The sequence below is a fragment of the Pseudomonas sp. B13(2017) genome, from assembly GCF_002113245.1.
GTDB lineage: Bacteria > Pseudomonadota > Gammaproteobacteria > Pseudomonadales > Pseudomonadaceae > Aquipseudomonas > Aquipseudomonas putida_Z.
Genome location: NZ_NEJX01000026.1, coordinates 1 through 22709, shown reverse-complemented (window position 1 = coordinate 22709; position 22709 = coordinate 1). Strand labels below are relative to the sequence as shown.

General features: G+C 65.7%; 19 protein-coding genes. 13 read left to right on the top strand and 6 right to left on the bottom strand.

Going from position 1 to position 22709, the window contains the following annotated elements; translation table 11 throughout:
* Positions 1-68: 68 nt before the first annotated feature.
* The 10 genes from benC (at position 69) to CAG44_RS25115 (ending at position 11080) form a co-directional block, all read left to right on the top strand.
* Positions 69-1079, top strand: a complete 1011-nt coding sequence (gene benC, locus CAG44_RS25160) for a benzoate 1,2-dioxygenase electron transfer component BenC (protein WP_025339040.1) — start codon at positions 69-71, stop codon at positions 1077-1079.
* Between the two features lie 145 nt (positions 1080-1224).
* The gene (locus CAG44_RS25155) at positions 1225-1986 is read left to right on the top strand and encodes a 1,6-dihydroxycyclohexa-2,4-diene-1-carboxylate dehydrogenase (RefSeq protein WP_075045179.1); all 762 of its coding nucleotides are present in this window, start codon (positions 1225-1227) and stop codon (positions 1984-1986) included.
* A gap of 58 nt (positions 1987-2044) precedes the next feature.
* Positions 2045-3394, top strand: coding sequence for an aromatic acid/H+ symport family MFS transporter (locus CAG44_RS25150; protein ID WP_085589585.1), 1350 nt, complete (start codon positions 2045-2047; stop codon positions 3392-3394).
* A 30-nt stretch (positions 3395-3424) separates the two neighbouring features.
* Entirely contained in the window at positions 3425-4339 is a 915-nt protein-coding gene (gene catA / locus CAG44_RS25145) for a catechol 1,2-dioxygenase (protein ID WP_085589587.1), read from the top strand.
* Positions 4340-4481: 142 nt separating this feature from the next.
* Complete coding sequence (locus CAG44_RS25140; protein ID WP_085589589.1) at positions 4482-5681, top strand: benzoate/H(+) symporter BenE family transporter; 1200 nt, start codon at positions 4482-4484, stop codon at positions 5679-5681.
* Positions 5682-5735: 54 nt separating this feature from the next.
* Positions 5736-6986, top strand: coding sequence for an OprD family porin (locus CAG44_RS25135; RefSeq protein WP_085589591.1), 1251 nt, complete (start codon positions 5736-5738; stop codon positions 6984-6986).
* A gap of 252 nt (positions 6987-7238) precedes the next feature.
* Positions 7239-8315: a metal-dependent hydrolase gene (locus CAG44_RS25130; RefSeq protein ID WP_085589594.1), complete on the top strand. Its 1077-nt coding sequence runs from the start codon at positions 7239-7241 to the stop codon at positions 8313-8315.
* A 3-nt stretch (positions 8316-8318) separates the two neighbouring features.
* Positions 8319-9011 (top strand): TraX family protein, encoded by a 693-nt coding sequence (locus CAG44_RS25125; protein ID WP_085589596.1) that lies wholly within the window; start codon positions 8319-8321, stop codon positions 9009-9011.
* Between the two features lie 76 nt (positions 9012-9087).
* Positions 9088-9999 (top strand): LysR family transcriptional regulator, encoded by a 912-nt coding sequence (locus CAG44_RS25120; protein WP_025339048.1) that lies wholly within the window; start codon positions 9088-9090, stop codon positions 9997-9999.
* A 100-nt stretch (positions 10000-10099) separates the two neighbouring features.
* On the top strand, positions 10100-11080 hold the full coding sequence (locus CAG44_RS25115) for an LLM class flavin-dependent oxidoreductase (RefSeq protein ID WP_085693201.1): 981 nt from the start codon (positions 10100-10102) through the stop codon (positions 11078-11080).
* Between the two features lie 146 nt (positions 11081-11226).
* Here the strand turns inward: CAG44_RS25115 and CAG44_RS25110 are convergent, their stop codons facing one another.
* The 4 genes from CAG44_RS25110 to CAG44_RS25095 form a co-directional block, all read right to left on the bottom strand.
* Complete coding sequence (locus tag CAG44_RS25110; RefSeq protein ID WP_085693200.1) at positions 11227-12324, bottom strand: alkene reductase; 1098 nt, start codon at positions 12322-12324, stop codon at positions 11227-11229.
* A 233-nt stretch (positions 12325-12557) separates the two neighbouring features.
* The gene (locus CAG44_RS25105; protein ID WP_085693199.1) at positions 12558-13568 is read right to left on the bottom strand and encodes an aldo/keto reductase; all 1011 of its coding nucleotides are present in this window, start codon (positions 13566-13568) and stop codon (positions 12558-12560) included.
* A 71-nt stretch (positions 13569-13639) separates the two neighbouring features.
* Positions 13640-15160 (bottom strand): FAD-dependent oxidoreductase, encoded by a 1521-nt coding sequence (locus CAG44_RS25100; RefSeq protein WP_085693198.1) that lies wholly within the window; start codon positions 15158-15160, stop codon positions 13640-13642.
* Positions 15161-15358: 198 nt separating this feature from the next.
* Positions 15359-16687 carry an MFS transporter gene (locus CAG44_RS25095; protein WP_085693197.1) on the bottom strand — a complete coding sequence of 443 codons (1329 nt, stop codon included), beginning with the start codon at positions 16685-16687 and terminating at the stop codon, positions 15359-15361.
* A 163-nt stretch (positions 16688-16850) separates the two neighbouring features.
* Here CAG44_RS25095 and CAG44_RS25090 point away from each other — a divergent pair, with 163 nt between their 5' ends.
* Positions 16851-17948 (top strand): sugar diacid recognition domain-containing protein, encoded by a 1098-nt coding sequence (locus tag CAG44_RS25090; RefSeq protein ID WP_085693196.1) that lies wholly within the window; start codon positions 16851-16853, stop codon positions 17946-17948.
* Positions 17949-18179: 231 nt separating this feature from the next.
* Positions 18180-19319: a glycerate kinase gene (locus tag CAG44_RS25085; RefSeq protein WP_085693195.1), complete on the top strand. Its 1140-nt coding sequence runs from the start codon at positions 18180-18182 to the stop codon at positions 19317-19319.
* Between the two features lie 129 nt (positions 19320-19448).
* Here the strand turns inward: CAG44_RS25085 and CAG44_RS25080 are convergent, their stop codons facing one another.
* Entirely contained in the window at positions 19449-20393 is a 945-nt protein-coding gene (locus CAG44_RS25080) for a LysR substrate-binding domain-containing protein (protein ID WP_085693194.1), read from the bottom strand.
* 205 nt (positions 20394-20598) lie between these two features.
* Between CAG44_RS25080 and CAG44_RS25075 the strand changes: the two genes are divergently transcribed.
* Positions 20599-21516 (top strand): SMP-30/gluconolactonase/LRE family protein, encoded by a 918-nt coding sequence (locus CAG44_RS25075; RefSeq protein ID WP_256575293.1) that lies wholly within the window; start codon positions 20599-20601, stop codon positions 21514-21516.
* Here the strand turns inward: CAG44_RS25075 and CAG44_RS25070 are convergent.
* The gene (locus CAG44_RS25070; protein WP_085693192.1) at positions 21506-22456 is read right to left on the bottom strand and encodes a site-specific integrase; all 951 of its coding nucleotides are present in this window, start codon (positions 22454-22456) and stop codon (positions 21506-21508) included. The genes CAG44_RS25075 and CAG44_RS25070 overlap by 11 nt on opposite strands.
* Positions 22457-22709 lie beyond the last annotated feature (253 nt).

Here is a 22709-nt window from a genome sequence, read left to right as displayed (position 1 = left end):
GGGTTTTGCGAGCGCTGCCCGGTGCGTCCTGCGACGTGCCGTGGCCCGGCTCGCCCGCGAGGTGCAACATGAGCTACCAGATCGCACTGAATTTCGAAGACGGGGTGACCCGCTTCATCGAGGCCACCGGCCATGAAACCGTGGCCGACGCCGCTTACCGCCAGGGCATCAACATCCCGCTGGACTGCCGCGACGGCGCCTGCGGTACTTGCAAGTGCAAGGCCGAGTCCGGGCGCTATGACCTGGGCGACAACTTCATCGAAGATGCCCTGAGCGAAGACGAAGTCGCCGAAGGCTACGTACTGACCTGCCAGATGCGCGCCGAAAGCGACTGCGTCATCCGCATCCCGGCCTCGTCGCAGCTGTGCAAGACCGAGCAGGCCAGCTTCGAGGCCGCCATCAGCGATGTCCGCCAGCTGTCGGCCAGCACCATCGCCCTGTCGATCAAGGGCGAGGCCCTCAGCCGCCTGGCCTTCCTGCCGGGGCAGTATGTCAACCTCAAGGTGCCAGGCAGCGAGCAGAGCCGCGCCTATTCGTTCAGCTCGCTGCAGAAGGACGGCGAGGTCAGCTTCCTGATCCGCAACGTGCCGGGCGGGCTGATGAGCAGCTTCCTGACCAACCTGGCCAAGGCCGGCGACAGCATGACCCTGGCCGGGCCGCTGGGCAGCTTCTACCTGCGGCCGATCCAGCGCCCGCTGTTGCTGCTGGCCGGTGGTACCGGCCTGGCGCCGTTCACGGCGATGCTGGAGAAGATCGCCGAGCAAGGCAGCGAGCACCCGCTGCACCTGATCTACGGCGTGACCAACGACTTCGACCTGGTCGAGCTCGACCGCCTGCAGGCGCTGGCGGCGCGCATCCCCAACTTCACCTTCAGCGCCTGCGTGGCCAACCCGGACAGCCAGTACCCGCAGAAGGGCTACGTGACCCAGCACATCGAACCGCGCCACCTCAACGACGGCGATGTGGATGTGTACCTGTGCGGCCCGCCACCGATGGTCGAGGCGGTCAGCCAGTACGTGCGCGAGCAGGGCATTACCCCGGCGAACTTCTATTACGAGAAGTTCGCGGCGGCGGCCTGATTCCTTTTATTCCAAGTAATACGCCGACCCTGTGGGAGCGGGCGTGCCCGCGAAGAGGCCAGCAGGTTCAACAACTTTGTCTGGTCGGACGCATTCGCGGGCATGCCCGCTCCCACAGGAACTGTGGCGAACCGGAGAGATGGATATGAACAACCGATTCCAAGGCAAGGTCGCCCTGGTCACCGGTGCCGCCCAGGGCATCGGCCGTGGCGTGTGCTGGCGGCTCAAGGCCGAAGGCGCGCAAGTGGTCGCGGTAGACCGCTCCGAACTGGTTCACGAACTGGCCGGCGAGGGCATGCTCACCCTCACTGCCGACCTGGAACAACACGCCGACTGCGCCCGGGTCATGGCCAGCGCGGTTGAAGCATTCGGCCGCCTCGACATCCTGGTCAACAACGTCGGCGGCACCATCTGGGCCAAGCCCTTCGAACACTACGAAGTGGACCAGATCGAAGCCGAAGTACGCCGTTCGTTGTTCCCCACCCTGTGGTGCTGCCATGCCGCACTGCCGTACATGCTCGAACGCGGCAGCGGCGCCATCGTCAACGTCTCGTCCATCGCCACCCGTGGCGTCAACCGCGTGCCCTATGGCGCGGCCAAGGGCGGCGTCAACGCGCTGACTGCGTGCCTGGCCTTCGAAACCGCCGGCCGGGGCATCCGGGTCAACGCCACCGCTCCCGGCGGCACCGAGGCGCCACCCCGGCGCGTGCCGCGCAACAGTGCCGAGCAGACCGAACAGGAAAGGCACTGGTACCAGCAGATCGTCGACCAGACCCTCGACAGCAGCCTGATGCACCGCTACGGCAGCATCGACGAGCAGGTCGGCGCGATCCTGTTCCTCGCTTCCGACGAAGCCTCGTACATCACCGGCGTGACCTTGCCGGTAGGGGGCGGCGACCTCGGCTGAGCGACACCCACAAGGCAAAGAGCTTTCTTTCACAACAAAAACAAGAGCGACAGATGCCATGCGAACCCTTGACGTACACCCGATCATCGATAACGCGCGCTTTACCCCGTTCCACTGGATGGTCATGGCCTGGTGCGGCCTGCTGCTGATCTTCGACGGCTATGACCTGTTCATCTACGGCGTGGTACTGCCGGTCATCATGAAAGAGTGGGGCCTGACCCCGTTGCAGGCCGGTGCACTGGGCAGCTATGCGCTGTTCGGCATGATGTTCGGCGCCCTGGCGTTCGGCAGCCTGGCCGATCGCATCGGGCGCAAGAAGGGCATCGCCATCTGCTTCGCCTTGTTCTCCGGGGCGACCATCCTCAACGGCTTTGCCAGCAGCCCGAGCGAGTTCGGCATCTACCGCTTCATCGCCGGCCTGGGTTGTGGCGGCCTGATGCCCAACGCCGTGGCACTGATGAACGAGTACGCGCCCAAGCGCCTGCGCAGCACGCTGGTGGCGATCATGTTCAGTGGCTACTCGCTGGGCGGCATGCTCTCGGCGGGTGTCGGCATCTTCATGCTGCCGCGTTTCGGCTGGGAATCGATGTTCTTCGCCGCAGCGGTGCCACTGCTGCTGTTGCCGGTGATCCTCTACCACCTCCCGGAATCGATCGGCTTCCTGGTACGCCAGGGCCGTACCGACGAGGCCCGCAAGCTCCTCAAGCGGCTGGACCCGGATTGCGACCTGCAACCTGACGATGTACTGGTCGCCCCTGTGGGAGCGGGCTTGTCCCGCGAAAGGGCAGGTAAGTTCACCGCTGTAGTCGAACTGTTCCGCAATGGCCTGGCCATTCGCACCCTGGCGCTGTGGCTGGCGTTCTTCTGCTGCCTGCTGATGGTCTACGCGCTCAGTTCCTGGCTGCCGAAGCTGATGGCCAACGCCGGCTACAGCCTGGGCTCGAGCCTGTCGTTCCTGCTGGCGCTGAACTTCGGCGGCATGGCCGGGGCGATCCTCGGCGGCTGGCTGGGCGACCGCTACAACCTGGTCAAGGTCAAGGTGGCGTTCTTCATTGCCGCCGCGCTGTCGATCAGCCTGCTGGGCGTCAACAGCCCGATGCCGGTGCTGTACCTGCTGATCTTCATTGCCGGCGCCACCACCATCGGCACGCAGATCCTGCTGTATGCCGGCGCCGCCCAGCTGTACGGGTTATCGGTGCGTTCCACCGGGCTGGGCTGGGCCTCGGGCATCGGCCGCAACGGCGCCATCGTCGGCCCGCTGCTGGGTGGTGCGCTGATGGGCATCAACCTGCCCCTGCAACTCAATTTCATCGCCTTCGCCATCCCCGGCGCAATTGCCGCGCTGGCCATGGCCGTGCACCTGGCCAGCGGCCGTCGGCATGCCCAGGCCATTGCGGCGCAGGCGTAACGCCAGAACAACAACATGAGGTATCCCACCATGACCGTGAAAATTTCCCACACTGCCGAGGTACAGCAGTTCTTCGAAGAGGCCGCAGGCTTTGGCAACGATGCCGGCAGCCCGCGCCTGAAGCGCATCGTGCAGCGCCTGCTGCAAGACACCGCGCGGCTGATCGAAGACCTGGAAATCAGCGAGGACGAGTTCTGGCATGCCGTCGACTACCTCAACCGCCTGGGCGGCCGCGGCGAGGCCGGGCTGCTGGTGGCGGGGCTGGGCATCGAACACTTCCTCGACCTGCTGCAGGATGCCAAGGACCGGCAGGCAGGCCTGGTCGGCGGCACCCCGCGCACCATCGAAGGCCCGCTGTACGTGGCCGGTGCGCCCATCGCCGAAGGTGAAGTGCGCATGGATGACGGTAGCGAGGAGGGCGTGGCCACGCCGATGTACCTCGAGGGCCAGGTGCTCGACCCACAAGGGCGGCCGTTGCCTGGGGCCACGGTCGACCTGTGGCATGCCAATACCCGTGGCACCTATTCGTTCTTCGACCAGAGCCAGTCCGAGTACAACCTGCGCCGGCGCATCATCACCGATGGCGAAGGGCGCTACCGCGCACGCTCCATCGTGCCGTCCGGGTATGGCTGCGATCCACAGGGGCCGACCCAGGAGTGCCTGGACCTGCTCGGCCGTCACGGCCAGCGTCCGGCGCATGTGCACTTCTTCATCTCGGCACCGGGGTACCGACACCTGACCACGCAGATCAACCTGGCCGGAGACAAGTACCTGTGGGATGACTTTGCCTATGCCACGCGGGATGGGCTGGTGGGCGAGGTGGTGTTCGTCGAGGGCGAGGCGGGGCGGCATGCCGAACTGAAGTTCGACTTCCAGTTGCAGCGGGCCCACGGCGGTGCCGATGAGCAGCGCAGTGGGCGGCCGCGGGCTTTGCAAGAGGCCTGAGCCACCGGGTTGGCTTCTTCGCGGGCTTGCCCGCTCCCACAGGATCACCACAGGGCTGAAACCTGTGTGATCCCTGTGGGAGCTGGCTTGCCGGCGATCAAGGGCGCAGCCCTTGCCATACATCACCGATGCGAGAGGTGCCATGAAAACCCTGATCAAGGACAGTTCACTGTCCGCCATCGTCGCCGGCTGCATCGCCACGATGATCTCCTACGCAGGCCCCCTGGTAATCATCTTCCACGCCGCAGAAGCCGCCGGCCTGTCCCATCGGCAACTGTCCTCCTGGGTCTGGGCAGTGTCCATGGGCAGCGCCGTGCTCGGCGCGCTGCTCAGCCTGCGGTATCGGGTGCCGGTGGTGATCGCCTGGTCGATCCCTGGCTCGGCGCTGCTGGTCACCGCCTTGCCGCAACTGGGCCTGGAACAGGCCGTTGGCGCCTATCTGGTTGCCAACCTGGTCCTGCTGCTGATCGGCATCAGCGGGGCCTTCGACCGCATCATCGCGCGCCTGCCGGGCTCCATCGCCGCCGGCATGCAGGCCGGCATCCTGTTCAGCTTCGGCATCGAGGTGTTCCGCGCCTTGCCGGTGCAACCGCTGCTGGTACTGGCAATGTTCGTCACCTACGTGCTGATGCGCCGGCTGCAGCCGCGCTACGCCGTGGCGGCGGTGCTGTGCGTGGGCACGGTGGTGACCGTGGCCAGCGGGGCGTTTCGTAGCGAGGCGTTGGTGCTGGAGCTGGCGTCGCCGCAGTGGGTCACCCCGCAGTTCAGCCTGGCAGCGGTATTCAGCCTGGCAATGCCACTGGTGCTGGTGGCCCTGACCGGGCAGTTCATGCCGGGCATGGCGGTGCTGCGCAACGCCGGCTACCCCACGCCGGCCAGCCCGATCATCAGTGCCAGCGCCCTGGCCGGTGCCGCGCTGGCGCCGTTCGGTTGCCACGGGCTGAATCTGGCGGCGGTCACCGCCAGCCTGTGCACTGGCCATGAAGCCCATGAAAACCCACGGCGGCGCTATGTCGCGGCGGTGGCTGGCAGTGCGCTGTACCTGCTGCTGGGGATCGCCGGGGCCACGCTGATGTCGCTGTTCGCAGCATTCCCCGCCGCCCTGATCGCCGCCCTGGCCGGGCTGGCCCTGTATGGCGCCATCAGCGAAGCCCTGGCCCGCAGCCTGGCGGAACCAACCGAGCGCGATGCCGGGCTGTTCACTTTTCTGGTCACCGCTTCGGGGGTGGCCTTCCTGGGTCTGTCGGCAGCGTTCTGGGGCCTGCTGTTCGGCCTGCTGAGCCATGGTTTGCTCAGGCTGCGCCAGCCACGTGCCCGGGAGGTGCTGCGCCGTACCCCATGAACCGCCGTGCTTCCAACGCTTTACCCATAAAAACAAGATCAAGAGAGCTTCGGAATGAACCACACCCCTTGCGTCGCCCTGGGCCTGACTTTGCTCAGCCAACCGTTGCTGGCCGCCGAAGGCGGCTTCTTCGAAGATTCGAAGGCCACCCTGAGTGCCCGTAACTACTACTTCAGCCGCGACTTCTCCGACATCGTCGGGACCAACCGGCAATCCAAGGCCGAGGAGTGGGCCCAGGGCTTCATCCTCGACTTCAAGTCGGGCTACACACCGGGCACGGTCGGCTTTGGCGTTGACGCCCTGGGCCTGCTGGGCATCAAGCTCGACAGCAGCCCCGACCGCACCAACACCGGGTTGCTGCCGGTGCACAGCGATGGCCGCGCCGCCGACGAATACAGCCGCCTGGCGCCCACCTTCAAGGCCCGGTTGTCCAGGACCGAATTGCGCGTCGGCGAACTGCAACCCAACCTGCCGGTGCTGACCTTCAGCGACATCCGCCTGTTGCCGCCGACCTACCAGGGCGCAAGCCTGAGCTCGGCGGAAATCGACGGGCTGACCGTGCAGGCCGGGCACCTGAAAAGCACCCACCTGCGCAACGAAGGCGGCGACGGCAAGATGAACGCCATGCTCGGCCATGTGCCGATGCGCCAGGCAGAAAGCGATGCCTTCAACTACCTGGGCGGGGACTATGCGTTCAATGCCAACCAGAGCAGCGTCAGCCTGTGGTACGGGCAGCTGGAGGACATCTATGAACAGGGCTTTGTCGGCCTCAAGCACAGCAAGCCCGTAGGCAACTGGGTGCTCAGCGCGAACCTGGGGTATTTCACTGCGCGCGAGGATGGCGATGCGTTGCTCGGCAACATCGACAACCAGGCGTTCTTTTCGATGTTCACTGCCCGGCATGGCGGGCACAGCTTCCATGCCGGCTACCAGGGCATCTATGGCGACAGCCCTTTCCCACGGGTGTTCGCCAACATCTCGCCGCTGGGTAACGAAGTACCGACCTATGAGTTCGCCTACACCGACGAACGCTCGTACCAGGTGCGCTACGACTACAACTTCGCGGCCATGGGTGTGCCGGGGCTGACGGCGACCGTGCGCTACATCACCGGTAACAATGTCGACACCGGGCTGGGTTATGAAGGGCGCGACCGCGAGCGCGACCTGGACATCGGTTACGCCGTGCAGGGCGGGGTGCTGAAGGGTCTGGGGATCCGGGTGCGCAATGCCATGGCCCGGTCCAACTACCGCAGCGACATCGACGAGAACCGCTTGACGCTGGTGTACACCTGGCAGTTGTTCTGAATCATCCATAGAGGCATGTGCAAACCCGGTGGGAGCAGCTGTCTTATGTTGCCTGCACTGACCTCATCGCCGGCAAGCCAGCTCCCACAGGGATAGCGCATACCTTGAGGTCAACGCGGTCGGGGTGGGAGCTGGCTTGCCGGCGATGAGGCCAGTGCAGGTAGCCCGTTACAGATGCACCTTCAAGAAGAATTGCGCATTGGGCCCGGATGAAGTTAGCTTCCGGAAACCTCCCTTTCAGGAATGCCACCCTTGGACTCCATCACCCAGGCCGTACTCGGCGCGGCCCTGCAAGGTACCGTACTCGGCCGCATCCAGGGCCGCCGCTCGCTGCTGTATGGCGCGGCGCTGGGCACGCTTCCCGACCTGGACGTGATCATCCGCTACGCCGACCCGGTGTCGCAGATGACCTACCACCGCGGCTTTTCTCATTCCCTGTTCGTGCTCACCGGGCTGGCCTTGCTGCTGGCCTGGCTGGTCAACAAGTGCTGGCCAGGCAAAGGCTATACCTTGCCCAGGCTGTTCCTGGCGTTCTGGCTGGTGCTGGTCACCCACCCGTTGCTCGACGCCTTCACGGTCTACGGCACGCAGTTGTTCTGGCCCTTGCAGGCCACCCCGGAAAGCTGGGCAGCGGTGTTCATCATCGACCCGGTCTACACCGTGCCGCTGCTGGCCGCGGTGATCTACGCAATCATCAAAGGGCTGACGCGCAAGGCTACGCAGCTACTCACCTTGGCCCTGGTATTCAGCGCAGCCTACCTGGGTTTCGGCCTGGCCGGACGCATGGCGGCCGAGCAGCGTTTCCAGGCTGCCCTCGATCGCCAGGGTATCGCCGTCAGCCAGGTACGTGCCGTGCCGATAGCCTTCAACAGCCTCGTCTGGCGGGTGCTGGCCAAGACCCCGGATGGCGATTACTACGAAGGCATCAGCAGCGGGTTCGACCAGCAAGCGCCAGAAATGCAGCGTTTGCCGCGTAATCTGCAACTGGCGCAAGCGCTGGCCGGGCACCCTTTGCACCAGCGCTTGCGTTGGTTCACCGATGACTGGCTGCGCTACGACCAGGTCGGCGATGCGCTGGTAGTCAGCGACCTGCGCATGGGCATTCCGGGGAACTACACGTTCCGCTTCAACATGGCCCACCGTGACAGCCAGGGGCACTGGATTGCCGATGTGCCGTCGATGTGGAAGGGCGCTGGACCAGGGGCGGCGTTCAACGGCGACGACCTGATGCTGATCTGGCGACGGATCGTCGAGCAGCAGCCACCTTTGCCGCTGGCTGCCTGGACCGACCGCTACCTGGGGCCCGCCACAGTCGAGTCCGGGCGCTGAGGCATGCGATCAGCCGGGCTGGACCTGGTCAAGTGGACGGCGATGCTGACCATGGTTGCCGACCACCTGCGTTTCCTGTGGCCTGCTGCCGATGGCCTGTTCGTACTGGGCCGGTTGGCGTTTCCGCTGTTCTGCCTGGCCATTGCAGTGAATGTGGGGCGTGCCAGGGGCGGGGCGCTGTATACCCGCGGCAACCTGCGTTATCTGGGGTTGATGCTGGTGTTCGCGGTGCTGTCGGAGCCTGTATACCGTTGGCTGGAAAGTGGTTCGCCAACGTTCAGCGTGATGCCGACCCTGGTGTTGGGCTTGCTGGTTGCCTGGGGCGTGCATCATCCGTCGAGGTCGGCGCGCGTGCTTGGCGTTGCCGGTCTGCTTGCAGGGTGGTTGTTCAGCGAACAGCTGATGTACGGGCTGCCGGGGGTGATGCTACCGGGCGCCTGGTTGATGGCCCGCCGCAAGGGAGGGGCGGCCTGGGTGTTGACTTGCCTGTTGGCCATGGGTGGGAACCTGACCAACAGTTGGTTGCGGGAACATCTGTTGGCGCCCATTACCGTGCTGACGCTGATTGCTGCAGCCTTGGCGATTCCGGTCGGGTTGCTGTTGCTGCGTCATGATGATTGGCGGGTGCCAGCAGTGGGGCGTTGGGGCTACCTGTTCTATCCGGTGCATTTATTGGCGATCAAGGTTTTCGCTTGATCGCTCTCGACGGTCCTGCTTGCATTTCACAAATCCATACCCATCTAAACCGGCCGCACCAGACTCAGGAACCCCCATGGAACCCAACCGCTTCGGCGACATCGCCGCCTTCGTCAGCGCCGCGAAGGCCGGCAGTTTTACCGCCGCCGCCGCCACCTTGGGCCTGACGCGTTCGGCGGTGGGCAAGAGCATCGCTCGCCTGGAGGCGCGCATGGCCGTGCGCCTGCTCAACCGCACCACGCGCAAGCTGAGCCTGACCGACGAGGGCCTGGTGGCCTACGAGCGCTGGCGGCAGATTCTGGATGACCTGGACGAGGTGGAAAGCACCATGGCCCAGCGCCGTGGCAAGCCCACCGGCACCCTGCGCCTGACAGCACCCCTGTCGTTCGGCCAGCGCCATGTGCTGCCGATTCTCGACCGCTACCTGAAGCAGTGGCCCGAGCTGCGCGCGGATATCCGCTTCACCGACCGTTTCGTCGACCTGGTCGAGGAGGGTATCGACGTTGCGGTGCGTATCGGCGCACCGAAGGAAGACTCGCAACTGTTGACGCGCACGGTGGCCTGGCAGCAGTTCGTCACCTGCGCCTCACCCGCATACCTGGACGCACGCGGCGTACCGCAGGTGCCCAGCGACCTCTACGGCCACGACAAGATCGCCTTCCTGGCTGGCGAAAAGGCCATGCCGTGGCGCTTCCATACCGAAGCGGGGCTGCACCTGTGCGAAGACCCCGGGCGGCTGAACATCGACAGCTCCGAGGCGATGCTAGACGGCGCGCGGGCGGGTTTCGGGCTGATTCACCTGCCCACCTACATTACCGGCGACGACCTGCGCGCCGGCACCCTGGTGGAGGTGCTGCAAGCCTATCGGCCGCCAGCGGACCCGATTCGCATCGTCTACCCAAGCAAGCGCCACCTGTCGCCACGGGTACGCGGCTTCATCGACCTGCTGGTAGCCAGCTGGGAACCGGGCGTGCCCTGGGAATACTGATTGGGGAATGGCAGGCCCCTATGCCGGGCCTGAAGCCGGGTTTATCACTGGCTGCGCAGCAGGGAAACTGGCAGTCACTGATAATCCCTGTGGAGACCCCATGACTGCACTGTCCGTACTGGACCTGGTCATGATCGGCGAAGGCAAGACCTTCGCCGACGCGATCGAAGAGTCCCGCCAACTGGCGCGCCATGTCGAGCAACAGCACTACAGCCGCTACTGGATCGCCGAACACCACGACATGCCGGGCATCGGCTCGGCCGCCACGTCACTGGTCATCAACGAAATCGCCAACGCCACCCGGCATATCCGCGTCGGCGCCGGTGGCATCATGCTGCCCAACCATGCGCCGCTGGTGGTGGCCGAGCAGTTCGGCACGCTCGACACCCTGCACCCTGGCCGCATCGACCTGGGCCTCGGCCGTGCGCCAGGCAGCTCCGGGCCGACCGTGCGCGCCTTGCGTGGTGCTGCGCCAGAGCGCGACTTCAGCCAGGACATCGCCGAGCTGCGCGACTACCTGGCCGACAACGGCCAGCGCCGCGTGCGCGGCGTGCCGGGCAAGCATGACATCCCGGTGTGGATCCTCGGCTCCAGCCTGTTCGGCGCCGACCTGGCAGCGAAACTGGGCCTGCCCTATGCCTTCGCCTCGCACTTTGCCCCGCGCTACCTGCTGCAGGCCATTGCCCACTACCGGGCCAACTTCCAGCCTTCGGCACAACTGGCCAAGCCGTATGTGATGGTGGGCATGAACCTGTTCGCCGGCGATAGCGACACCGAGGCGGATTACCTGGCCAGCTCCCATCGCAAATGGATGCTGGACTTGCATGTCGGGCGCTTCGGCCTGCTGCCCAAGCCGCAGGAGGGTTATGTCGAGAGCCTGCCGGACCATGAGCGCGCGGTACTTGAGCAGGTGATGGCCTGCACCGTGGCCGGCGGGCCGGAGCGGGTAAGGGAAGGGTTGCGCACGCTGATCGAGCAGACCGGCGCGGATGAACTGATGATCGACTGCCGCATCCACGACCCGCTGGCGCGGCAGCGTTCGCATGCCTATGCCGCGCAGGCCCTGGCGCAGCTGGGTTAAAGCTACCGGCCTCTTCGCGGGTGAACCCGCTCCCACAGGATCACCACAGACTTGAACTTTGTGGGATCCCTGTGGGAGCGGGTTCACCCGCGAAGAGGCCGGCACAGGTAACAAAAAAGGGAGCACATGAGCTCCCTTTTTCAGCATCAAGCCTGCTTGAGGAACGGATAATCCGTATACCCCTCAGCCCCATTGGCATAATCGAACTGCGCCCGGTGCGCATTCAACGGCGCCTGCACCCGCAGCCGCTCTACCAGGTCCGGGTTGGCAATGAAGCTGCGCCCGAACGCTACGGCATCGATCAAGCCACGCCCGATCAGGTCTTCACCTTTCTCGGCGGTGTAGGCACCGGCAGCAATGATCACCCCCGGGTAGGCCGCACGAATCGCCTGACGGAATTCGTCACGCAGCGGCTTGCCGCCGGCCCAGTCCGGTTCGGACAGGTGCAGGTAGGCAAGGTTGCGCTTGGCCAGTTCGCGTATCAGGTACAGGCCTGCGGCTTCCTGGTCCTCGCCATTGTCCACGCCATTGAAACCACCCAGCGGGAACACACGGATACCCACGCGCTCGGCACTCCAGTTGGCAATCGCCGCGTCCACTGCTTCAAGCACGATACGCGCACGGTTCTCGACGCTGCCGCCGTAGCGGTCTTCGCGTTGGTTGGCGCTGGGGGTGAGGAACTGGTGCAGCAGGTAGCCGTGGGCGGCGTGCAGTTCGATGAAGTCGAACCCGGCTTCACAGGCATTGGCCGCCGCCTGGCCGAAGTCGGCAACGATGCCGGCGATTTCCGCCTCGCTCAGCGCCCGCGGCGCAGAGGTTTCCACACGCATCAGGTTGCCGTGCTCGTCACGCAGGGTAGTGCGGGCAGCGGCCGGCAGCGCCGAAGGTGCCACCGGTGCTTCGCCGCCGGGTTGCAGGGAAGTGTGCGATACCCGCCCGGTGTGCCACACCTGCACGGCGCTATGGCCGCCATCGGCGTGGATGCCTTCGTTGACACGCTGCCAGGCGGCGATCTGCTCGGCGCTGTGGATGCCCGGCGAGCCGGAATAGCCTTTGGCCTGGAAGGAAATCTGCGTGGCTTCGGTGATGATCAGCCCGGCGCTGGCGCGTTGGCGGTAGTACTCGGCCATCAGCGGGGTAGGTACGTCACCCGGCTCGAGGCTGCGCAGGCGGGTGAGGGGGGCCATGAATACCCGGTTGGGCAGGGTGAGCGGGCCGACTTTCAGGGGTTGCAAGAGTTTCATTGCTGCTCCAGAGGTGGAAAACCAATGGTGCGCACGATACCGAGGTGATTGGGGAAAGGGGGGACCGGGAGCCCGGCATTGGGCTCCCCAATGGCTGTTCCTGATGCTTCTGCACTGCCTGTTCCGGCCTCTTCGCGGGCTCGCCCGCTCCCACAGGGACCCCACAATTCCCCAGGCTGTGATGATCCTGTGGGAGCGGGCGTGCCCGCGAAGAGGCCAGGACAGGAGAACGATCAGCTACGGGCCAACCGCCCACTCACATAATGCGCCACATCATTGAACCCCGGCGTCGACGAATGCCCCGGCGTGACCAGCGAATCAATGAACGCTTCATCCTCCGCGGTAATCTTCACCGCCAGCGCGCCGCCATAGGTATCCCACTGTTCTTCCGTACGCGGCCCGACAATCGCCGAACTGACCAGCCGATTGTTCAGCACCCAGGCAATCGCGAACTCGACGATACCCACGCCCTTGGCCTCGACATAGGCCTGGATCTGCCGCGCAATGGCCAGCGACTCCTGGCGCCATTCCACCTCCATGATGCGCTTGTCCTGGCGCCCGGCCCGGCTACCGGCATCCGGCACCGCCCCCGGCGCATACTTGCCGCTGAGCACGCCCCGCGCGAGCGGGCTGAACGGCACCACGCCCAGGCCATGGGCTGCCGCAGCGGTAAGCTGTTCCGGCTCGGCCTGGCGGTTGACGATGTTGTACAGCGGCTGGCTCACCACTGGCCTGGGCACGCCCAGGCGCTCGGCAATGTGGCAGGCCTCGGCGATGCGCCAGCCGCGGAAGTTGGACACGCCCCAGTAGCGGATCTTGCCCTGGCGCAGCAGGTCGCCGATGGCCTGCACGGTTTCTTCCAGCGGCACCTTGTGGTCTTCGCGGTGCAGGTAGTAGATGTCCAGGTAGTCCATGTCCATGCGCGTCAGCGTGGCCTCCAGGGCATTGAAGATGTGCTTGCGCGACAGCCCGCTGCGGTTGGGCAGGCCATCGGCCGGGCCGAAGCCCACCTTGCTGGCCACGATCCAGTCCTGGCGATGGCGGGCCACCGCTTCGCCGACGATTTCCTCCGCACGCCCGGCGTTGTACACGTCTGCGGTGTCGATGAAGTTGATGCCCTGGTCCCAGGCCTTGTCGATGATGCGCAGGGCGTCCTCGGTGCTGGTCTGCTCGCCGAACATCATGCTGCCCAGGGTAAGGGCGGAAACCTGCAGGCCACTGTGGCCGAGGGGGCGGTAGATCATGCGCTTGGGTCCTTGTGCAGTCGGCTGATCTACCCGTTTTACACACAACCGGGGCGCAATGAAAGGCAGCCTCAACCGATCAGCGCCAAGGCCTCCTGCAAGGTCAACGGGCGCTTCAGGCGTTGCGACAGTGTCGCCATGGCATCGGAGTAGCCCTTGGCGATGACCGCCTCGACCCGCTCATCCACGCATTGCAAGGCGATGAAGTCGCCTTTTTCCGGCTCGCCGACGAACTCGATGCGGTTGCAGTCCCGCGCGTGGCCCAGTACTTCGTAGGTGCGGCCGTGCTGGTAGGTCCAGAAGAACGGCACGTCGGCATAGCGGCGCTGCTCGCCGAGCATGTTGGCGGCGGCGATCACCCCATGTTGCTGGGCCAGGCGCCAGTGTTCGATACGCACCGGGCGCCCGCTGAGCGGGAAGGTGGCGATATCCCCTGCTGCCCACAGGCCATCTGCAGCGCGCATTTCAGCGTCGACTTGCACCGACTTGTCCTCGGTCAGCAGCACCCCCTGGATGAAAGCGGTCGCCGGTCTGACCCCGGTGCCCAGCAGCACCAATGGCGTCTGTAGCCGTTCACCGTTGGCCAGCAGCACGGCCTCGACCTTGCCCTGGCCCTCGATCCGCTCGACCTCGGTGGGGCCGTGGAAGGTGACCCCCTTGCGTTCGTGCAACTCGCGGATGCTACGGCCGATGCGCTCGCCCAGCTGCCGGGCCAGGGGGACCTCATGGCGGGTGACCAGGTGCACCTGCACACCGTACTTGCGCAAGGCCGAGGCGGCCTCAAGGCCGATGAAACCGTCGCCGACGATCACTGCCGGCTGGCCGGGCTCGGCAGCGTCCAGCAGGTGTGCGGCATCTTCCCGTGAGCGCAGGGTAAATACCCCGGGCAGGTCGACGCCCGGGATATCGGGCCGCAGCGCCTTGCCGCCGGTGGCCAGCAGGCAGGCGTCATAGTCGATCTGCTGGCCGTCGGCCAGGGTGATCTGGCGTTTCTGGGTGTTCAGGTTGCGCACCTTGCCATGCTTGCGCTCCAGCTGGCCCTTGCGCAGGGCTTCGGCGTCGAGCAGGGTCGGCACCTCATCGGGCGGCATCTGCCCGGCGATCACGAATTTGCTGAGGGAAGTACGATCATAGGCTGGCTGGCGCTCCTGATCGACCCAGACCAGGCGGCCGGCAAAGCCATGGGCCAGCAGGGTGGCGACTGCGGCGCTGCCCGCGGCACCGGCGCCGACCACCACGAAACAGCGGGCGTCGCTGTGGCGGGGCGGTTCGGTTCTGGGCAGGGGTTGGTCGTCGACCCAGACCTCGTCGCCCTTGACCCAGGTTTTGTAGCGGCGCAGGTCGGCCAGGGCCGGCGGCTCGCAGACCGCGCCCTCGTCCACGGCGAACGCGGCCTTGTGCCAGGGGCACACCAGCAGGCCGCCGCACACCACGCCTTCATTGAGTGGCGCACCTTCGTGGGGGCAGTTGCCCTGGTAGGCGTGCACCTGGTCACCCTGGCGGATGAGGATGATCTCCTCGCTGCCGGCCTGGACGCGCAGGGGGCGGTGTTCGTCGAGTTGGGCCAGGCGGGCCACGGCGTGCTGGGTCATGGGGGTTCTCCAAAGGGACCTTTGGAACCATTTGACGCCTGGGCTGGGGAGGGGATGCGTTGAGCTGACGATCGGTGGAGGGTGTGGATTTTATGTGGCCTGGGCTGGCCTCTTCGCGGGCTTGCCCGCTCCCACAGGGATACCACAGTGTTCGAGCTTGTGGTGATCCTGTGGGAGCGGGCGAGCCCGCGAACGGGTTCAACTGGCCCTTGCAGTACTCAGCGCACCAGCCCGGGTAACCCGCAAGGCCACCAGGCTACCCAGCACGATCAACGCCGCCAGCGAATACAGCGCGGCATCGGTCGAGCCGGTCTGGTCCTTGATGAAACCGACCAGGTACGGGCTGAGGAAACCGGCCATCTGGCCCACCGAGTTGATGATCGCCAGGCCCGCGACAGCCGCGCCGGCGCTGAGCAGCGCGGTGGGCATCGGCCAGAACATCGGCAGGCCGGTGAGCGCGCCCATGGTGGCGATCGACAGGCCGAGGATGGCGATGGCCGGGTTGCCGGCGAAGTTGACCGCGATCAGCAGGCCGATGGCGCCCATCAGCATCGGCACCACAAGATGCCAGCGGCGCTCGTTGCGCAGGTCGGCCGAACGCCCGCACAGGATCATGAACACACCGGCCAGCAGGTACGGGATGGCGCTGAGCCAGCCGATCAGCAGCGGGTTGTCGAAGCCCATGTTCTTGATGATCGACGGCAGCCAGAAGTTGATCGCGTACACACCGCTCTGGATGCAGAAGTAGACAAAGCCGAAGGTCCAGATCAGCGGGTTGGTCAGCACGGCGAGCACGCCGTCGCCGGTGGTGCTCGGCTTGCTGGCGGCATCGGCCTCGAGGTCGGCGGCGATCAGCTGGCGTTCGGCCGGGCTCAGCCAGGCGGCTTTCTGGTAGCCGTCACTGAGCAGGAACACCGCCAGTACACCCAGGGCAACGGTCGGCAGGCCCTGGATCAGGAACATCCATTGCCAGCCGGCCAGGCCGTGCTGGCCGGCGGCGAAGTGCTGGAGGATCCAGCCGGAGAACGGCCCGCCGAGCAGGCCCGAAACCGGGATCGCCGACATGAACAGGGCCATGATGCGACCGCGGCGGGCCGCCGGGAACCAGCGCGAAAGGTACAGCACCACGCCCGGGAAGAAGCCGGCTTCGGCGGCGCCGGTCAGCAGGCGCAGGGCGTAGAACTCGGTGGGCGTGGTGACGAACAGCAGGCAGGTGGAGAGGCTGCCCCAGGCGATCATCATCAGCGCGATCCAGCGCCGCGGGCCGAAGCGGTTGAGTGCCAGGTTGCTCGGCAGACCGCAGAGCACGTAGCCGATGAAGAAGATGCCGGCGCCAAGGCCGTACACCGTTTCGCTGAACTTCAGGGCGTCGAGCATCTGCAGCTTGGCAAAGCCGACGTTGACGCGGTCCAGGTAGTTGAACAGGTAGCAGATGAAAATGAACGGAATCAGCCGCAGGGTGATGCGCCGGTACAGCGCGTTGCGGTTGGTGTCCGTGCCTTGGTCAGGGGCGGGGCTGTATGCCATGATCGGGTTCTCTGTTGTTATGGTTGTCGCCGCGTCGCCTGTTCCGGCGCTCGCCCTGACGAGTCTCGGGGACTGCGGCGTGCCTGTCTTTGTGCTTTTGCACAGCACTTGCACCGGGCTGCTGTGCCCGAGCCCAAAACCCTGACACCCAAAGGACCGTTCAATGTTCGAACTCGACCATGACCTGGCGCAGGATATCGTTGACCGCGCGATGGCCATTCTGCCATGCAACGTCAATGTCATGGACAGCCAGGGGTTGATCCTTGGCAGTGGCGAACCGGAGCGTATCAACACCCGCCACGAGGGCGCGCAACTGGTGCTGGCCAACGGCCGCATCGTCGAACTGGATACCGACGCGGCCAAATGCCTGAAGGGCGTGCAGCCCGGGGTGAACCTGCCGCTGATGCTGGATGGCCGATTGATGGGCGTACTCGGCCTGACCGGTGACCCGCAGCGAGTGCGTACCTATGGTGAACTGGTGCGCATGACCGCCGAAATGCTGCTGGCCCAGCGCCATTTGCAGGCCGACCAGCAATGGCGACGGCAGCGCTGTGACGATTTGCTGGCCCTGCTGCTGGGCGGCAGCGGCGATTCTCCGCGGTTGCTCGACGAAGCTCGGCAACTGGGCCTGAAACCCCAGTTGCCACGGGTACCGTGCCTGTTCGAACTGGCCTCGGGGCCAGCCGCCGAAACCCTGGCGGCATGGTTGATGAGCCGCTACCCGGACAGTTGGTGCGTAAGCCCGGCCCGCCAGTCGTTGTTGTGGTGTCGCCCGGCAGGCGTGGTGCTGGACGAACCTCGCCTGCTGGAACGCCTGCAGCGCCATGGCTGGGAAGTGGATCGGTTGTCCCTGGGCAGTGCCGCGCAAAGCCTGGAGCAACTGCGCCGGGGTTATCGCCGGGTGCGCGACCTGTTGGCCTATGGGCGCGAGGTACTGCCCGGTGAGCGCCTGCTCAGCCTGCAGCGCTACCGGTTGCCGGCATTGCTGTGGCGGCATCGCAACGATGATGCGCTGGATGAATTGCTGGAGCCGTTGCAGCGTATTCGCAGCAAGGACAGCAGCGGGCAGTTGCTCACCACCCTGCGCGCCTGGTGTGCCCATGACGGCCAGAGCCAGGCCTGTGCCGATGCCCTGGGCATCCACCGCAACAGCCTGCGCTACCGCCTGGAGCGGATTGCCGAGCTGGGCGAGGTCGACCCGCTGCGCATGGAAGGGATGCTTAGCCTGTACCTGGGGCTGCAGCTGCTGCCTGCCGACTGAAGGGCTGCCTGCACCGGCCCTATCGCCGGCAAGCCAGCTCCCACAGGATGCATGATGCTCTCAGGCCTGTGTTGAACCTGTGGGAGCTGGCTTGCCGGCGATAGGGCCAGTACAGGCGAAACAGGCGAAATGCATCTGCCCAAACAACCCGCCCGGCGTTTTGTGCATTTGACCGAGGCCTCCTTGGCAGCCACCTGTCAGCATGCCGCTCATCAGGACAGGAGAAACCCCATGAAGATCGTCATTGCCCCCGACTCGTTCAAGGACAGCCTCGACGCTGCCGGTGTCGCCCGCGCCATCGCGGCGGGCCTGGGCGAGGCCTGGCCGGAGGCCGAGCTGGTCGAGTGCCCGATGGCCGACGGTGGCGAAGGCACCATGGATGCGATTCTCGCCGCCAGCCACGGCGAACTGCGTCGTCAGACCGTGCGCGGGCCGCTGGGGCAAAGCGTGGAGGCGGGCTGGGGCTGGCTGCCGCAAAGCCGCACGGCGATCATCGAAATGGCCCAGGCCAGTGGCCTGCAGTTGGTGCCGCCAGGCCAGCGCGATGCCTGCCGCAGCAGCACCTGGGGCACCGGCGAGCTGATTGCCGCTGCTCTGGCCGCTGGCGCGCAACGGGTAGTGCTGGCCATCGGCGGCAGTGCCACCAACGACGCGGGCAGCGGCATGTTGCGGGCGCTGGGCCTGCGCCTGCTGGACGCCGATGGGCAAGCGCTGGAGGAGGGCGGCCTGGCCTTGGCCAAGCTGGCCCGCATCGATGCCAGCGACCTCGACCGGCGCCTGGCCGAGGTGCAGTTCGAAGTCGCGGCAGACGTCGACAACCCGCTGTGTGGCGCCAATGGCGCCTCGGCGATCTTCGGCCCGCAGAAGGGCGCCAACCCACAGCAGGTGCAGGCGCTGGACCAGGCCCTGGGGCATTTTGCCGACCATTGTGCGCAGCTGCTGGGTGAGGATGTGCGGGACTACCCAGGCTGTGGCGCTGCCGGCGGCATGGGGTTTGCAGCCCGGGCATTCATGGGCGCGCAGTTCCGCCCTGGGGTGGAAGTGGTGGCCGAACTGGCCGGCCTGGATGCCTTGGTGCAGGGCGCAGCCTTGGTGGTGACCGGCGAAGGACGCTTCGACGCCCAGACCTTGCGTGGCAAGACGCCGATGGGCGTGGCCCGGGTTGCCAAGCGCCACGGGGTGCCGGTGGTGGTGCTGGCCGGGACCTTGGGTGAAGGCTACCAGCAGCTGTATGCCCATGGTGTCGATGCTGCCTTTGCCCTGGCCAGCGGGCCGATGAGCCTGGAGCAGGCATGTGCCAATGCCGCTGAGCTGCTGCGGGCGCGGGCTTGTGATATCGGGCGGCTGTGGCGCTGCGCAACGCGAACTTGATCGAGATCCAGATACCGACGGTGAACCCTGTGGGAGCGGGCGTGCCCGCGAAACAGGCACTGCGGTTTCATGGCACCGGCTTCGCCGGTGTTCGCGGGCATGCCCGCTCCCACAGGTTTTATGCGAGGTTCAGAAAAAGCGCGGTTCCTGGGAGCGGGCAAGTTGGGACGCCGCCCCGCCCGGGTTCTCGAACATGGCAATGAAGTTGGCCAGCGCCGGTGAAGCATTCCGCGCGTTCCATTTCATGTACAAGCCCAGGCCCGGGGTGGGCTGGTCGTCGATTGGCAGGATTGCTCGGAACTGCACGCGCTCGCGCGGTATGGAGCCGATGAACGATGCCGGCACCAGGGCTACGCCAAAACCACAGGCCACCAGGCCGAGCAGGGTGTGGACCTGTGCCGCTTCCTGCACCACCCTGGGGTAGAAACCCGCCGCCTCGCACAGCGCCGTCAACTGCGCGTGGTAGCCGCTGCCCAGGGCTTGCGGGGTGAAGACGAAATCCTCATCAGCGAACTCGCGCAGGTCTACCGCCCCTTCCTGTGCTTTGGCGTGGCGGGCGGGCAGGGCCATGACGATTTGCTCGTCGAGCAGCAACCGTGACTCTAGGGTGCCAGCCGGCAACGGCAACCTGCGCATGAAGCCGATATCCGCCTCACCGGCCAGCAGGGCCTTGGCCTGCGAGGCCGATGGCATCTCGCGGATGGTCAGCTGCACGTTCGGGTACGCCTCGCGAAAGCGGCGCAAGGTGGTGAGCAGCGACTCGTAATAAGCGATGGAAATGGCGGTGATGTCCAGCTTGCCGCAGATGCCGGCGGACACATTGCGCGCATACTCGATGCCCTGTTCCAACTCGGCCAGCGTGCGGTAGGCGGTGTCGAGGAAGGCCGTGCCCGCAGCAGTCAGCCGCACCCCGCGCTTGTTGCGCAGGAACAGGCTGAAACCGAGCTTGTCCTCGAGGCGGCCAATCGCCTGGCTCAGCGGTGGTTGCGCCATGTGCAGGCGCTCGGCGGCCTTGTGAAAGTGCAGCTCTTCGGCCACGGCAACGAACTGCCGAAGCAAACGTGTTTCGATCATCCTGCGGTCCTTCGGCCCGGTGAACCGGCGGTGATATCCATGAGATATCAAAGTTACATGCTTTTAATATTAAGTCATTGATTTTTTTGTTGTTATCGTAGAAAGGAGAATCGAAGGTAGCCAGCAAATGCCCGTCACAGAGCCTTTCCACGACAACGTTGCGGTCTTCACCGATGCCGCACAGGGCCTGGGACTGGCCTGTTCCATGACGCTGGCGGAGGTGGGCGAACTGCGTAACCGCCTCAAGGCATGCAGCCATGTGCCAGTCAACGTCGCCAACACCCGCGCCGACCTGGGCGAAAGCCTGGTCTGGGATGAATGCAGCGGCGCGTTGTACTTCGTCGATATCTCTGGCGGGCGGATCAACCGCCTGATACCCGATGGCGAAACCGAGTGCCTGTACGAATCCGCGGCACGCATCGGCGCGTTGGCGTTGACCGACCAGGGCAACCTGATTTTCACCGAGGATGCCAGCGTGGCCATCTTCGACGTGCCGCTGCGCAAGGTACGCCGGCATTCGGTGTCGGTTCACCCGCGGTCGACCTACCGTTTCAACGACGGCGCCTGCGACCCGCAGGGCCGCTTCGTGACCGGGCTGATGGACGATGCCCTGAGTGGCAACACCGGGGCGCTGTTCCGCTTTGACGGGCAGTTGAGCGACCAGGTGATCCACGACGACATGGCGTTGCCCACCGGCCTGGCCTGGTCGCAGGACGGCCACACGGTGTACTTCGTCGATTCGGCGGCGCGCTCGATCTACCGCGCCAGGTACCTGGCCGAAGGCCGGCTTGGTGCGGTCACCCTGTTTGCCGAAACCCCTGCCGAACTGGGGCGCCCGGACGGCCTTGCGCTGGACCGCGAAGGCGGCCTGTGGGTGTGCCAGTACCATGGCAGTTGCCTGCTGCGCTATGACAGCAACGGCCACCTGACCGACCAGGTGCTGATGCCAGTGCCGTGCCCCACCAGTTGCTGCTTCGGCGGGGCGGGGATGAACACCTTGTTCATCAGTACCGCGCGCTTCGGCATGAGTGCCGAAGACCTGCACCATTACCCCGACGCTGGCGACCTGTATGCCATCAACCCGGAAATTGGCGGCATCGCCCGCCACACCTTCAAGGAATGAGCTTTTGCGCCTGGCTGGCCGGTAGCACGGCCAGTTCGCCAAAGCGCTGCGCCGCGTCGATGTAGCGCAATGCCGACTTGGCGTCTTTCCAGCCCACATAGCTCATCAGCGCCTTCAACTCCCAACCGTTGGCCGTGGCCCAGGTGGCGAAGCCACGGCGCAGCGAGTGGCCGGTATACAGCGCCGCCGGTACCCCGGCGCGTTCCAGCATGCGCCGCAGCAGGCCGACCAGGCTGTTGCTGTTGAGCGCGGTATCGCCGAGGTTGCCCCAGCGGTCGAGCTTGCGGAACACCGGCCCATGGGCGATGCCGGCGACTTCCAGCCATTGCAGGTAGGCCGTGACCGGGCACAAGGCCTTGAGAGCCGGGGTGCGGTGTTGTACGCCCAGGGCCTCGCGGTCGCCTTTGCTGCGCGGCAGGAACAGGGTGATGCCGACGCCCGCCTCGGCCTGGATGTGCTCCACGCGCAGGCGCGCCAGTTCATCACCCCGAAAACCGCGCCAGAAGCCCAGCAACAGCAGCGCAGCGTCGCGACGCGCCCGGCGCAGGGTGGCCAGGTCATGCTGTTCCCGGGCCTGGCGGGCTTCTTGTTCGAAACATTCCACTGCGCTTTGCAGGTGCTGCAGCAACAGCGGCGCGGCCTGCCTGGGCGGGGTCGGGTGCAAGGTGCGGATGCCGCGTAGCACCTGGCGCACCAGCGGCGCCTTGGTCGGGTCGGGGAAACCTTGGGCGACGTGCCATTGGCTGAGCGCCGCCAGGCGCTGGCGCAGGGTGCTGACGGCATGCTGGTCGGCGTGTTCGGCCAGGTAGCGGGCGATGCTCTCGGCCGTGGCCGGCAGAAAACCGCCCCAGTGGGTTTCGAAATGCTCGATGGCGGCTTGGTAGCTGCGCCGGGTGTTGTCACGGGTGGCGGCGCGGAGGTAGCGCTCGATGTCGGTCATGGTGCGGGTGCGAGTGGATGATGAGCACACGATAAACCGAAATGGGTTGCCTGTCCTGGCTGCGATGCTGGCGGGATTGTCGGGGGCGCTTTGCGCCCCTTTCGCGACACCAGGCCGCTCCCACAGGGTTGCGCTGCCTGCAGGTCCAGCGCTGTACCTAATGAAATGGTCCTCCCAGGACTCCCCAGTGAAAGCCTAAGCTTTCACTGGGGGATCTAACTGGAGATCGCCGTTATGAATACTCAAAATCTTG